Below are 12,678 nucleotides of genomic sequence, written 5' to 3'. Positions count from 1 at the left end.
GTGTGTGGGGGGGGGGTGTGGGGGGGGTTTGGGGGGGGGGTGGGGGTTGGGGGGGGGGGGGGGGGGGGGGGGGGGTTGCTCGCGCAGTTCCCCGCGCCCCTTAAAAGACCAGGCCCTACGGGCCTGAAAACGGCCCTACGGGCCGATGAAAAGCGGGGCGCAGCCCCTGCTTTTCAGGGGCGCGGGGAACTGCGCGACCAGCCCCCACCCACCCGCACCCGCCAACGAACCCATCCCCCCGAGCCAATGGGCTGGGGTCGAAGGGGCGCAGCCCCTGGGATGGGACGGGTAGGGGCGGCGGGGGCGAGGAAAACTCACGAAGCGAACAACCGCACAGACCACCCCGCATGCCCCTCCGCCCCAATCTCCAACAACGGCCCAGAAGCCGCAGGCAGCACCCCGACACCCCCCACAACAGCCTCCCGCCCCACCCCCACCGCCGCCTCAACGACCACATCGATCTCAGGAGCCAACCGAGCCAACACCCCGGTCGCCTCGAACGGGTCAAGACTCAACAACCGCACCACCGCACTGGCCGGCCCACCGACCCCCTCATACGCGGAGCAGTACGCCGCGTCCTCCGCCCCCAGCCCGGCAGCCCGCGCGGTCACACCAAGCACCACCGCCTGATGCGCCCCCTTGGGGAACTCCCGAGCCACGGCATCGAGTTCATCGGACGGCCAGGTGGCCCGAGCCGCCCGCATCAACTGCCGCCCGAGCTTCCGCGAAGCGACCCGCAGCGCGACGGACGGCGTACGCGCATCGGCGGCGGCGTCCAGCTCCCCCGGCTCAACACCGAGCGCGGCGGCGGCGGCAAACGCCGCCGACACCAGCCCGGCGGTGTGCAACCGCCCCCGGCAGAACGCCTCCAGCCCCTCAGCACCCCGGATCAACCCGGCCTTGACCGCCGCCTCGGCCCCACCGGAGTGCGCATGCCCCCCGGCGGGAAACCGGCCGTCGGCGAGAACGAGCAGCGCAGCCCTGGACATCAGAAGAGGAAGTACCGCTGGGCCATGGGCAGTTCGGCGGCGGGCGTGGCCTCCACCAGCTCGCCGTCGATACGCACGGCGAAACTGTCGGGGTCGACCTCGACGCGCGGCCGTGCGTCGTTCTCCCGCATGTCCGCCTTGGTGACCCCCCGCGTGGACTCGATCGCGACGAACCGCTTCCCCAGCGAGAGCCGCTCCGGCAGCCCGTCCTCGATGGCGAGCGGCGCCACGAAGTTGAACGAGTTCGAAGCCGGCGCCCGCCCGATCGCGCCGTACATCGGCCGGGGCAGGATCGGCTGCGGCGTCGGGATCGAGGCGTTGGCGTCGCCCATCTGCGCGTACGCGATCTGCCCGCCCTTGATGACGAGCTGCGGCTTCACTCCGAAGAACGCGGGCTCCCACACCACGAGGTCGGCGAGCTTGCCGCTCTCGACGGACCCGATCTCCCGGGCGAGGCCCTGCGCGAGGGCCGGGTTGATCGTGTACTTGGCGACATATCGACGTACCCGGTGGTTGTCCGCGCGGCCGTCGCCCGGGAGCGCGCCCCGCCGGCGCTTCATCACATGGGCGGTCTGCCAGGTCCGCAGGATGACCTCGCCGACCCGGCCCATGGCCTGCGCGTCGGAGGAGATGATCGAGATGGCGCCGAGGTCGTGGAGGATGTCCTCGGCCCCGATGGTGGAGGGCCGGATACGGGACTCGGCGAAGGCGAGGTCCTCGGGGACGGCCGCGTTGAGGTGGTGGCAGACCATCAGCATGTCGAGGTGTTCCTCGGCGGTGTTGACGGTGTAGGGCCGGGTCGGGTTGGTGGAGCTGGGCAGGACGTGCGGCTCGGAGACCACGGTCATGATGTCGGGCGCGTGACCGCCGCCCGCGCCCTCGGTGTGGTACGCGTGGATGCCGCGTCCGGCGATGGCGGCGAGGGTGTCGCCGACGAAACCGGCCTCGTTGAGGGTGTCCGTGTGGATGGCGACCTGGATGCCGGTCTGCTCGGCGACGGTCAGGGACGCGTCGATCACGGCCGGGGTCGAACCCCAGTCCTCGTGCAGCTTCAGGCCCAGCGCGCCGCCCCGGATCTGGGAGAGCATCGCCTCGTGGGAGACGGTGTTGCCCTTGCCCAGGAAGCCGATGTTGAGCGGGTACTGCTCCATCGCCTCCAGCATCCGGGCGAGATGCCAGGGGCCTGGCGTCACGGTGGTGGCCTTGGAGCCCTCGGCGGGTCCCGTACCGCCGCCCACCAGCGTCGTCACCCCGGCCGACAGCGCCTCGTCGGCGATCTGCGGGCAGATGAAGTGGACGTGGGCGTCGATGGCACCGGCGGTGACGATCCGCCCGTTGCCCGCGATGATCTCCGTCTCGGGGCCGATGACCAGGTCGGGGTGGACCCCGTCCATGGTGTCGGGGTTGCCCGCCTTGCCGATACCGGTGATCCGGCCGTCACGGATACCGATGTCGGCCTTGACGATGCCCCAGTGGTCGATGATCACCGCACCCGTGATGACGGTGTCCGGGGTGCCCTCCGCGCGCGTGGCACGCGCCTGGCCCATGGATTCGCGGATGACCTTGCCACCGCCGAACACGGCCTCGTCGCCGGCGAGCCCCGGCCCGCCGGAGCGGTCCTCCTCGATCTCGACCAGCAGATCGGTGTCGGCGAGCCGGATACGGTCACCGGTGGTCGGACCGAACAGGTCGGCGTACGCGGCACGCGAGATCTCAGGCATCGAGGGCACCTCCGGTCTCCCCACGCAGTCCGGGCACCACACGGGCACCGGTGAGGGGTACGAGTTCCACGTCCACGGGGATGCCGGGCTCGAACCGCACGGCGGTGCCGGCGGCGACGTTCAGCCGCTTGCCGCGCGCGGCGGCCCGGTCGAACTCCAGTCCGGGGTTGGCCTCCGCGAAGTGGTAGTGGGAGCCGACCTGGACGGGCCGGTCGGCGGCGTTGAGGACGGTCAGCCGGGTGACCTCACGGCCGGCGTTGTACACGATTGAGTCCTCGGCAAAGAGGATCTCTCCGGGAATCACGGCGGTTTCCCCCTCAGACGATCGGGTCGTGGACGGTGACGAGCTTGGTGCCGTCCGGGAAGGTCGCCTCGACCTGGACGTCGTGGATCATCTCGGGGATGCCCTCCATGACGTCGTCCCGCGTGAGCAACTTCCGCCCCGATGCCATGAGTTCGGCCACCGTACGGCCGTCCCGCGCACCTTCGAGGATGTGCGCCGTGATCAGGGCGACGGCCTCGGGGTGGTTCAGCTTCAGCCCTCGGGCCCGGCGCTTCTCGGCCACGTCGGCCGCCACATGGATCAGCAGCCTCTCCTGCTCGTGCGGGGTCAGTTGCACGGCGTCCACCTCACATCCTCGCTCCGGACCGTGCGGGGTCCGGTTGCCGCGGCCACCGGCGAAATCGCAGGTGGCGTGGGCGCAGGCTAATTGGGCGGCGTTTCGGTGACGTTAACCGACGTGTGTTCCGGTCACGTGCGGGCGTCCTGGTCCTCCATGCTCATCAGCGCCTTCAGCCCCAGTTCGACCACCTGGATCGGCATCTCGCCGAAGAGCGCGTACTGGGCCACGAACCCTTGAGCGACCGCGATCATCGTCCGCGCCACGCTGAGGGCGGGGATGTCGGCCCGCATCATCCCGGCGTCCTGATAGGCCTCGACGATCTCGATCCACGGCCGGCGGACCTGCTCGAAGCCTTGATGGAGCATCGCGCTCAGCTCGGGGTTGCGCAGCGTCTCGCCCCACACCTGGACCATCAGCCTCGGATACAGGGACTGATCCGTTCCCCCCAGCCCCGACCGCCTGCCGATGATCTGCCGCATGACCATCCCGATCAGCATGTCGGGGGGCGGCAGCGGGCGCTGGGTCGCGGCGTCCTCGAAGGCGCCGCGGATCTCCCCGAGCACCTCGCCCACGATCGCGGAGATCAGCTCCTCCTTGCCGCTGAAGTAGCGGTAGACGGCACCGGCCGAGAGGTCCGCCTCCTTCAGTACGTCCTGCATGGAGGTGGCGTGGAACCCGTTGTGGGCGAAGCAGCGGGCGGCGGCGTCGAGGATCTGGCGGCGACGGGCGTCAAGACGCTCCTGGGATACGCGAGGCATGCGGCAAAAGTAAAACGAACGTTCCTTCTTGACAAGCGACACGCACCGGGAGCATGGTGAAGCCAAGAAAAACGAACGCTCCTTCTTTTTAGGCCGGGTGTCTCCGACACCCCACCTCACCCGGGAGCGACGCACCCACCGAGCACCTTCCATCCCCATGGAGGAGAAACATGTCCGCCATGTCCGCCGCACCCACCGCGCCCCGGGCCACCGCCCCGGTCGCGTCCCCGGCGCACTCGACACCCCCGGGTCGCCGTATGGTCGCGGTCATCGTCCTCATCCCCCTGATCGCGGCGCTCGCGCTCTGGGCCTTCGCCTGGCCGAACGCCCGTATGGCACCCCGTGATCTGCCGCTCGGCGTGGCGGGCCCGGCGGCGGCCACCGCTCAGCTCGAACAGAAGCTGGAGCAGCGGGTGGGCGCCTTCGCCATCCACCACTACGCGGACGAGGCCGCCGCGCGGGAGGCCATCGAGGACCGCACCGTCTATGGCGCGGTGGTCGTCACCGAGGCGGGACCGAAGCTGCTGACGGCGTCGGCCGCGAGCCCGATGGTGGCCCAGCTGTTGCAGCAGGCGGTGACGGAGCAGACCGCGCGGGAGGGGGTGACGGTGACGACCGCCGATGTGGTGGCGGCACCGGCGGGCGACCCCCGGGGCTCGGCGTTCGGTTCGAGTGTGCTGCCGCTGGCGCTGGCCGGGACCGCCGCCGGTGGTGCGGTCACCGTGCTCGGGCTGCGCGGGGCGCGTGCGGCGGGCGCGCTGGCCGGGGCCGCCGTGGTCGTCGGGCTCGCCGCCACCGCGATCGCGCACAGCTGGCTGGGCGTGCTCACCGGCAACTGGTGGGCCGAGGCCGGCGTGCTCGGTCTCGCGACCCTGGCCGTGGGCGCCACCATCGCCGGATGCGCCGCGCTGCTGGGCCAGAAGGGCATCGCCCTCGGCGCCCTGCTGATCGTCTTCCTCGGCAACCCCTTCTCGGGTGCCGCGACGGCGCCCCAGATGCTCCCCGAGCCGGCCGGCGTCCTCGGCCAGTGGCTCCCGCCGGGCGCCGGCGCGACGCTGCTGCGCTCGGTGTCGTACTTCGAGGGAGCCGCGGCCCTCACCCCCGCTCTCGTCCTCACCGCCTGGGCCGCTCTCGGTCTGACGGCGGTCCTCCTGGGCGGCGGGCGCGGGCGCCCGGCACGGATCACGGAGCCGACCACCGCGCCGACCCCGGCCCCGGCCCACTGAGCCCGCGCCGAAGCACCGACCCGGAATCCCGGAACACTCCACACGGACCGGCCGTGTGCCCCCGCTGTAGCGGACGGGGGCACACGGCCTTTCGGCATGGGCGACGCCATGATCCCCCGGTCCGGCGCGTCCCCCGTCTCACACCATCGTGGTCCCCGTGGAGCGGCGTCGCAGGGCGACCGGTTGGATCGTCGGGGCCCGCAACGCGGCGTCGGCGTCGGACTGCAGCCGCGTTCCGGCGTAGACGCTCCGTAGGGCGTTCGACACATTGCGCAGGGCTGTCCGTGCCGCGGCGGCGTCCTGCTGGCAGCGGGCCGTGCCGCTGTCGTAACGGGCCGTCCACGCCTCTCCGGGAGCCTCGTCGATGTCCGCCTGATAGCCCCCGGCGCGCAGCAGCAGGCTGGTGCCGAGGCCCTCGTGGACGGCGGCGAGGGCCTGTACGTCGGTGGCCAGGTCGTCGTCCCGCAGCAGGCCCAGTTCACCACGCGGAGGCGACGGGTCCAGTTCCAGGCCCGCGGCGGGCAGTCGGATGTGGTGCGCCGCGCTGTCGACGTCGATGGTCCGCAGGTCCGCCCGGGTACTGAAGGTCCAGCCGTCGTGCCCGGCCTTGAGTTCGTCGATGATCGCCTTGATGGCCCGCCTCGTCTCGTAGGTGACCAGATCGCTCAGGGTGACGGTGTGGAGTTCACTGTCCGGCGGGAAGACGCCCTCCAACGGGTCGATGCCGCGCACGAACTGCGCCGTGCCGAGTTCGACCAGGCCCCGCAGCAGGCCGACCGCGGGGTCCTCGCCGTTCTTCGGCAACAGGGCCTTGAGGCGGGCACGCTGGGTCGCGGAATCGGCGAAGGTGGCGATGGCGAGGCGGGCGAGCTTCTTGCTCAGGTGCACATAGACCTTGCGGCGTGCCGCCGGAATGTCGTTGCCGGCCTCCTGGGTCACGGCGAGCAGTACCCGGTCCACGCGTGCCGACCTGACGAGTCGTTCGGCGATGTTCCGGGTGATCCGCCCGGTCACCTTGCCCGCGGCCTCGGCCAGGGCGCCGGTCGCCGTGTCGAGCAGTTCGTCGACGACTTGGGCGAGGCCCGCTTCGAGTACGTCCGGGAGGCGTTCCACGGCCAGTTGCTGATGGGACCTGACGCGTCGGAGCGCTGCCCCGTCGTCGGCCAGGCCGTTGTCCCCGGAGAAGCCGACCGCGTCGTCGACCGCCTGCCGGATGTCCGCGCGCACCGCGTCCATCACCGTTCCCGCGCCCTCGGCGAAGACGACGGAATACCGTACGGCGAGCCTCAGGGCCTTGCCCAGGGGCACCTGGTCGACGGCCCCGGCCAGTTCGGCCTTCGCGATCTCCACCGCGGCGTCGGCGAGCGCCCTGCCGAGCTTCTCGTCCTCGGAGGCGATGGCCGCCTCGGCGAGGTCGGTGGCCCAGTCGACGAAACGTTGCAGATACGCGGTGCCGCGCTCGGGAGGCCTGCGACCGGTGACTCCTCCCACGCCCGTCTTGTGCGCCGGCGCCCTGCCGTCGGCGCCGGTCAGTCGGTATCCGGCTTCGACCCGGGTGGTGCCGTCGGCGCGCTGGACGTCCACGGCCGAGACCTCCGCCGGGGGCATCCCGTCGATCTTCCGCGCGGCCGCTTCCCGCTCGGGGTCCTGCGGACGGTCCCCGCGAGCGAAGTCGTCCAGGACCGTACCGGCGAGTTCCCTGGCCCTGCGTCCGTCGACGACGCCGCTCCTGCCCGCCTCGTCGATCAGGGTCAGTCGCTTCTTGGTGGCCTCCACGTCGGCGCTCGTGGAGTCCGCCTCGCCGACCATCTTCTTGAAGGCGCTCAGCCGCAGGTCGTGCGCCTCCTCCTGGGTGATCTTCCCGTCGGCTTCGGCGGCGTCGATGGACGCGAACGCCTTGTCCTTGGCGTTGAGCATGCCGGCCTGTTTGGCGAGTTCGCTCGCCTCCTTGCCGAAGGCGAGCGCGGTGTCCAGGTTCTGCTTGTACGTGGCCGCCGCGTTCGCCTGGGTTCCGGACAGGCCGGTGATGTCGCCGAACACCGCCCGTCCCAGGAGTTCGAAGACCTTGGTGAGGTCGGTCGGGGCGGGAGCGGCCGGCGCGTTCTGGATGCTGACGATGGGGGTGGGGTAGTCGGTCGGGTCGGCCGGCTGCGGTTCCGAGCGCCGTGATCCCGTGCTGGCCGGCTCGATGGCGGGCGGTTCGTCGAGGGGGGACTGCTCCCACTTCCAGAAACGGGAGTCGTCGATGCGCTCGCAGGCGTTGCAGGCCCCCATCACCGCCTCCGCGAAGACCCCCTTGGTCGGCAGGCTGACCCGTGCCGGGGGGACGGGGGTGGGAGGAGCGTAGTAGGCGAGAAGGCCGGTGGGGTCCGCGGCACGGGAGGTCGCGTCGATGTCGGCAGCGGAGTTTCCACTGTTCGTCGTGTCGATCTCGGCGGCGGAGTTCTCACCGTTCGTCGCGTCGATCTCGGCGGCGGAGCTGTCACCGTTTGTCGCGCCCGCGCCCGCGCCCGCCATGCGGATGAGGGGGTCGAGTCGGGTGCCCGGTGCCACGGGCAGGACGAGGGAGTTGCCGACGATTCCGATCAGCTTGTTCTCGACGACCTGGGCGATGGACCGCCCGCCTCCGTTCGGGGCGAGGTAGCCGTCGAGCAGGAGGTAGCGGCGGTTGGGGTCCATCGTCCACCAGATGGCGTGGTGGTAGTACTCCAGGTTCGCGTTCATGTGGTCGAGGAGGCGGGCGGCCAACCGGCGGTCCTCGTCACGGGGGCTGCGCCGCTCCCAGGGATCGAGGGGCGTACGGACCCGCACCGGATCGGCGGTCGAGGGGTCCAGCCCGAACTGGATGAACGGCCAGGTACCGCTGGGCACGAGGCGCGGTCCGTCCAGGTCGTCGTTGAGGCGTGATGTCGCCGCCAGCCGGTGTCCGAAGGTGGAGGTCGCGTAGTCGCAGCGCAGACCGCGTGCGAGACAGCGCACCGCGTCGGGGACGCCCGTGTCGGCTTCCACGCACACCGAGTCGATGTCCGCGCGGGTGATCCCGCTGATCCGGGCCTTGAAACCGACGACGAGCGGGCGGTCCGGCTGGTAGCGCGACACCAGGGTGAAGTCTGCCTCGGCCGTCGTCCGTGAACCGTCCGTGTGCCGCACCACCAGGGACAGCTTGTCGACGAACCGGGCGGCGAACCGGGGCATGTGGTCGCGGTGGAATTTACGGAACCGCAGTTCCTCCGTCCGCAGGGCCTTGAGCCCCGAGACGGCGCCGGTCGCCGCGTTGGCGAGTGCGGCCGGCAGGGTCACCGCGAGGGGCGGGAAGAAGATGGAGGCGATGACGGCCCCGGCGGACTGCTCCAGGGCGTTCGCGACGGGGTCGGCCTTCTCCGGGTCCGGCAGGGGAGGCGGGTACGCCTGGAACTCCAGGTCGAACTCGCCGCTGATCTCGACGACCGCCTCGTCGGCGTAGCGGCCCACCGGTGTGGGGGTCTCGGCCCAGTTCGTCTCCACCCTGCGCAGGGCCTCGACCGCGCCCACCAGGTCCGGACGCAGGAGGTAGGGGGTGATCTGGTCGCGCCAGCGCAGCACCTTCTTCCCGTCGAACGGGCTCAGCGGCAGCGGCACGAAGAGGCACTCCTTGACCTCGACGAGCTCATGACGCATCTGGAAGTGCCGCAGGACTTCGAAGTACTGGATGGTCAGCGCGTGGCAGCGGTTGTGGTTGGCGACGACGTCGGTCTCGGCGCGTACGGCCTCGCTCTGGCCGACGGTGGTGACGACGGTGCTGCGGATTCCCCTGACGGCCGAGGCGGCCTGCAGAACGTTGTCGCGCAGCGCGTTCATCGATGTCGAGGCGAGGTTGCGGGAGGAGTCCTGCCACGCCTCGCTGTCGGCCCGGCTGTACCCGCCGGAAATCCCGAACAGGGCACCGAAGTTGAAGCCCTGGTAGCTGCCGTTGCCCGCGCCGCCGGTGCCGGTGCCGACTCCCCAGGTGGAGGAGGTCGACCCGCCGCGCGACTGTTCCGAGAGGGCGGCGTTGATGACCTCGGTGATGTCCCTCTTGTGTCGCAGGTCGGAGCCCACGCTCTCGGAGAACGTGGTGTCCTCCTGACGCCCCACCGACTCCGAACGCTCCCATTCCACCACCGAGATCAGCTTCTTCTGGCCCGGGGCGAGCGGCAGGCTGTAGAGGAGGTCGCCCAGTGAGTAGCCGTCCGCGAACCATGTCTGCCGGAAGTGCAGCAGATGGCCGTGCGCGGCCCCGGCAGCCTGGTAGAGGCTGGGGTCCTCGTCCCAGGCGATGGGGTGGTCGGCCAGTTCCTGGCGGGGGGCCGGGACCGGGTTCAGGCCGCTGTTCCGAGCGTTCAGTTCCCGGACCGGTGGCTGGCTCGTGCGCACCACGGTCCAGAAGTCGAACTCCTCGATGGCCCGGTTGGGGGTGTTGAAGGTGACGCATCCGGCGCCGAGATCCGTCGTGTACGTCGACGACTGGGCGAGTTCCTCCTGTCCGGGGAGCCTTGGTGTATCAGCCGAGCCGCAGTCGCATCCGGACGTCTCGTGGGCGTGCTGCGCGGCATCGAGATCGATGACGAGCAGGGGGTCGGGTCCGATGAGCCCCTGCTCGGTGGTGGGCACCGAGATCGGCTGTTCGACACCGGGGATGACCGCGCGAACCGCGCTGAACGGAGTGCTCGGATAGTCGGCGAAGAACCGCCCGGAGCGGTCCGTACGGGCGACCGCCACCGGCCGGAAGGCATCGGGGGCGCCCAAGGGGGCCGCTTCGAAGAGCACTTGGAGGCAGTGGATGCCGCATTCGCCGCCGCTGTCCACGACCCGGCCGGTGATCCGTGGCCGGGGCGGCGCCGCGGGTGTACGACGCCGCAGGACCAGGCCCGAGTCGCCGTAGGGGAGGACGAACTCGCCGAGATCGTCGAAGGTGTCCTGGTTGTCGCCCGGTGGCCTCGGCTCCCGTTCCTCGACCAGGACTCCGGAGGGAGCCGAGACACGGATCTTCAGGGCCTGGACGTTCCCCGCCAGGTAGATCAGCAGGAACCGGCCGTCCGCGCCGGTCGTGGCGGTGACGGAGACGGTGTCCTCCGGTGTCCCGTCCGGCCCGCTCGCCACGGCCTCCGCGACAGCGCCTTCGACGCCGACGCCGCCGCTCTCCCCCAGGACGACTCGTCCCACCAGAACATGCGTCATGTTCCCCATATAACGAAGGTCGGACATGACCGCAATCATTGCTTCAGTGATCAATCGGGGGCATTCGCACCGGAGTTCACGCGCCGCCCGCTGATCGGCGCCGCCGCGCCGTGTCCCCGCCCCGCGAGTCGATCTCGTCCATGAACTCCAGCATCCGGCGGTTCACCTCCGCCGCGTGGTCGATCTGCGGTCCGTGTCCGGTGGCGGAGATGATCTCGGCGCGGGTGCCCGGGATCAGGCGCGGAACGCGCTCCAGTTGCCGCTCGGGGTGGACAAGGAGGCTGCGCTTGCCGAGGACCAGATAGAGGGGAGTGCGAACGGAGGAGAGTTCGGCCTCGGTCAGGGGCAGGGGGGACGGGCGGCGGATGCGGTACGCCCGGGTCGCCGTCCTGATCATCGTGCGCAGTTCCGGTACGACGAGGACGGGCTGTTGCAGCCAGGCGGCGAGGCGCGGGCGCAGCGCCTTGGGCGCGAAGGTGGCGAAGAGACCGGCGAAGATCCAGACGAAGAAGCGCAGCCCCACCTTCTCCAGGCCGCCGGGGTCGAGAAGGGTGGCCGAGGCGAGACGTCCGGGGGTGCGATGGGCGGCGTTCAGGGCGAGCCAGCCGCCGTAGGAGCTGCCGACGAGATGAACCTCGTCGAGGCCGAGGCCGGCGAGGGTCTCGTCGAGCCACTGGGCGGCGCGTTCGGGCTGGTGGATGGGGTGCCGTTGGACGCTGCGGCCGGGGTCGCCGGGGGTGTCGAGGGCGTAGACGGGGCGCTCGGCGGCGAGGTCGGCGGTGTTCGGATACCACATGGCGGAACAGGAGCCCGCCCCGTGGACCAGCACGACCGGGGTTCGGGCCTGGGCGGCCGGGTCGGTGGGGCCGTAGCGGTAGACGTGGGTGGTGCCGAAGGAGGTTTCCACGTCCTGTTCCGCGAGGGCGGGCGCCCCCAGCGCGTAGACCGCGTCGCAGGCCGCGAAGTGCCGGTCGCGCAGGGCGTCGCTCACATAGCGGCCGACGTCGGCCCGGGTGCTGTCGGTCTGATTGCGGGCAGTGGTCTCAGGCACGGGCCACCTCCGGAAGCTCGGGTTTCGTGATACGAACGTACCACGATAATGGTACGGCCGTACCATGAAAGCCGTGCGGCCGGTCCAGGCGGTCGCACCGGGGAAATCGCGACGGAAGAGAAGCGGAGGCCTGCCCATGCCCAAGCGCGTGGATCACGCGGAGCGGCGCGCCGAGATCGGTGAGGCGCTGGTGCGGATCGCGGGGCGGCGCGGGCTGCATGCCGTGGGGATGCGCGATGTGGCCGCCGAGGCGGGTGTGTCACTGCGGCTGGTGCAGTACTACTTCGAGACCAAGGAGAAGCTGCTGCTCTTCGGGCTGGAGCGGTTGGCCGAGGGCTTCGAGAAGCGGGTCGCCGCCCGTGTGCGGGCCGCCGGGGGCGATCCGGGTCCGAGGGCGACGATCGAGGCGTTGCTGAGGACGGCCCTGCCGGTGGACGAGGAGAGCCGTACGTTCCATCTCCTCTATACGTCGTACGCCGTGCTGTCCGTCCATGACCCGGCCCTCGCCGCCCAGCCCTTCATCAGGAATCCCATCGCCGCCGAGCGCGCGGTGACCGAACTCCTTCAGCGGGCCCAGGAGGCGGAGCTGCTGGCACCCGGCGTGGACGCCCATCTGGAGGCGGTCGCCCTGCTGGCGCTGTCGGCGGGACTCGGCACGAGCGTTCTGGTCGGCCAGCGCAGCGCGGAGTCGGCCGTCGAGGTGCTCGACAACCAACTCGACCGGGTCTTCCGCACCGCGCCCCGGGGCCGCGCGCACTGACACCGGCCCCCTAGGAGGCCCCGCTCCCCCGGTGCTCCGCCGTGATACCGAAGCGCTGCTGTTCGCGCGGCGGTGAGGCGACCTCGCGGACGGCGGAGACGGCAGTGATCATCGGCTCTTCGGCGGGTTCCTGGAGGGCTTCCAGCTGCTCCAGATCGGCGGCGGAGACGAGGGCGACGAGGGGCTTGCCGTGCCGCGTCACGACGACGCGCTCGCCGCCGTAGACCACCCGGTTGATCAGGTCGGCGAGCTCAGCCCTGGCTTGCGTCACCGGAATCTCGTAGGCCATGCAGTCCAGCTTAAACCTGGCCCACCTCAGACCTGGCCCTGAGAAACGTACGTCCTGTACATTTT

10 protein-coding genes are annotated in these 12,678 nt (G+C 70.9%); 2 read left to right on the top strand and 8 right to left on the bottom strand.

The annotated features are described in order from the left end of the window. Positions 1–314: 314 nt before the first annotated feature. The 5 genes from ACWD4G_RS35390 to ACWD4G_RS35370 all read right to left on the bottom strand — a co-directional run bounded on the left by ACWD4G_RS35390 (position 315) and on the right by ACWD4G_RS35370 (position 4,091). Positions 315–989 (bottom strand): urease accessory protein UreF, encoded by a 675-nt coding sequence (locus ACWD4G_RS35390; RefSeq protein ID WP_451300908.1) that lies wholly within the window; start codon positions 987–989, stop codon positions 315–317. Next, positions 989–2,710 (bottom strand): urease subunit alpha, encoded by a 1,722-nt coding sequence (locus ACWD4G_RS35385; protein WP_451300906.1) that lies wholly within the window; start codon positions 2,708–2,710, stop codon positions 989–991. The genes ACWD4G_RS35390 and ACWD4G_RS35385 overlap by 1 nt, the downstream gene beginning before the upstream one ends. Further along, the gene (locus ACWD4G_RS35380; protein ID WP_451300904.1) at positions 2,703–3,014 is read right to left on the bottom strand and encodes an urease subunit beta; all 312 of its coding nucleotides are present in this window, start codon (positions 3,012–3,014) and stop codon (positions 2,703–2,705) included. Before ACWD4G_RS35380 ends, ACWD4G_RS35385 begins: the two co-directional genes overlap by 8 nt. A gap of 13 nt (positions 3,015–3,027) precedes the next feature. After that, complete coding sequence (locus ACWD4G_RS35375) at positions 3,028–3,330, bottom strand: urease subunit gamma (RefSeq protein WP_048819736.1); 303 nt, start codon at positions 3,328–3,330, stop codon at positions 3,028–3,030. A gap of 131 nt (positions 3,331–3,461) precedes the next feature. After that, a complete protein-coding gene (locus tag ACWD4G_RS35370) occupies positions 3,462–4,091 on the bottom strand; it encodes a TetR/AcrR family transcriptional regulator (protein ID WP_451300902.1) in 630 nt (209 codons plus the stop codon). Positions 4,092–4,261: 170 nt separating this feature from the next. Here ACWD4G_RS35370 and ACWD4G_RS35365 point away from each other — a divergent pair, with 170 nt between their 5' ends. Beyond that, complete coding sequence (locus ACWD4G_RS35365) at positions 4,262–5,317, top strand: ABC transporter permease (RefSeq protein WP_451300900.1); 1,056 nt, start codon at positions 4,262–4,264, stop codon at positions 5,315–5,317. 138 nt (positions 5,318–5,455) lie between these two features. Here ACWD4G_RS35365 and ACWD4G_RS35360 read toward each other — a convergent pair whose 3' ends face one another. Then, a complete protein-coding gene (locus ACWD4G_RS35360; protein WP_451300898.1) occupies positions 5,456–10,540 on the bottom strand; it encodes a hypothetical protein in 5,085 nt (1,694 codons plus the stop codon). A 49-nt stretch (positions 10,541–10,589) separates the two neighbouring features. Further along, entirely contained in the window at positions 10,590–11,564 is a 975-nt protein-coding gene (locus ACWD4G_RS35355) for an alpha/beta fold hydrolase (protein ID WP_451300896.1), read from the bottom strand. Between the two features lie 136 nt (positions 11,565–11,700). Here ACWD4G_RS35355 and ACWD4G_RS35350 point away from each other — a divergent pair, with 136 nt between their 5' ends. Further along, positions 11,701–12,324 (top strand): TetR/AcrR family transcriptional regulator, encoded by a 624-nt coding sequence (locus tag ACWD4G_RS35350; RefSeq protein ID WP_451300894.1) that lies wholly within the window; start codon positions 11,701–11,703, stop codon positions 12,322–12,324. 10 nt (positions 12,325–12,334) lie between these two features. Here the strand turns inward: ACWD4G_RS35350 and ACWD4G_RS35345 are convergent, their stop codons facing one another. Further along, a complete protein-coding gene (locus ACWD4G_RS35345) occupies positions 12,335–12,613 on the bottom strand; it encodes a type II toxin-antitoxin system Phd/YefM family antitoxin (RefSeq protein ID WP_451300892.1) in 279 nt (92 codons plus the stop codon). Positions 12,614–12,678: the final 65 nt, after the last annotated feature.

It is taken from the genome of Streptomyces sp. NPDC002643, assembly GCF_053592555.1.
The sequence above is the reverse complement of the archived record's forward strand: the minus strand, read 5'-3'. Positions and strand labels throughout refer to the sequence as shown.

Coding starts and splice junctions, on each gene's coding strand:
- ACWD4G_RS35390 (WP_451300908.1), bottom strand. CDS start 989: ATGTCCAGGGCTGCGCTGCTCGTTCTCGCCGACGGCCGGTTTCCCGCC.
- ACWD4G_RS35385 (WP_451300906.1), bottom strand. CDS start 2,710: ATGCCTGAGATCTCGCGTGCCGCGTACGCCGACCTGTTCGGTCCGACC.
- ACWD4G_RS35370 (WP_451300902.1), bottom strand. CDS start 4,091: ATGCCTCGCGTATCCCAGGAGCGTCTTGACGCCCGTCGCCGCCAGATC.
- ACWD4G_RS35365 (WP_451300900.1), top strand. CDS start 4,262: ATGTCCGCCATGTCCGCCGCACCCACCGCGCCCCGGGCCACCGCCCCG.
- ACWD4G_RS35360 (WP_451300898.1), bottom strand. CDS start 10,540: ATGTCCGACCTTCGTTATATGGGGAACATGACGCATGTTCTGGTGGGA.
- ACWD4G_RS35350 (WP_451300894.1), top strand. CDS start 11,701: ATGCCCAAGCGCGTGGATCACGCGGAGCGGCGCGCCGAGATCGGTGAG.
- ACWD4G_RS35345 (WP_451300892.1), bottom strand. CDS start 12,613: ATGGCCTACGAGATTCCGGTGACGCAAGCCAGGGCTGAGCTCGCCGAC.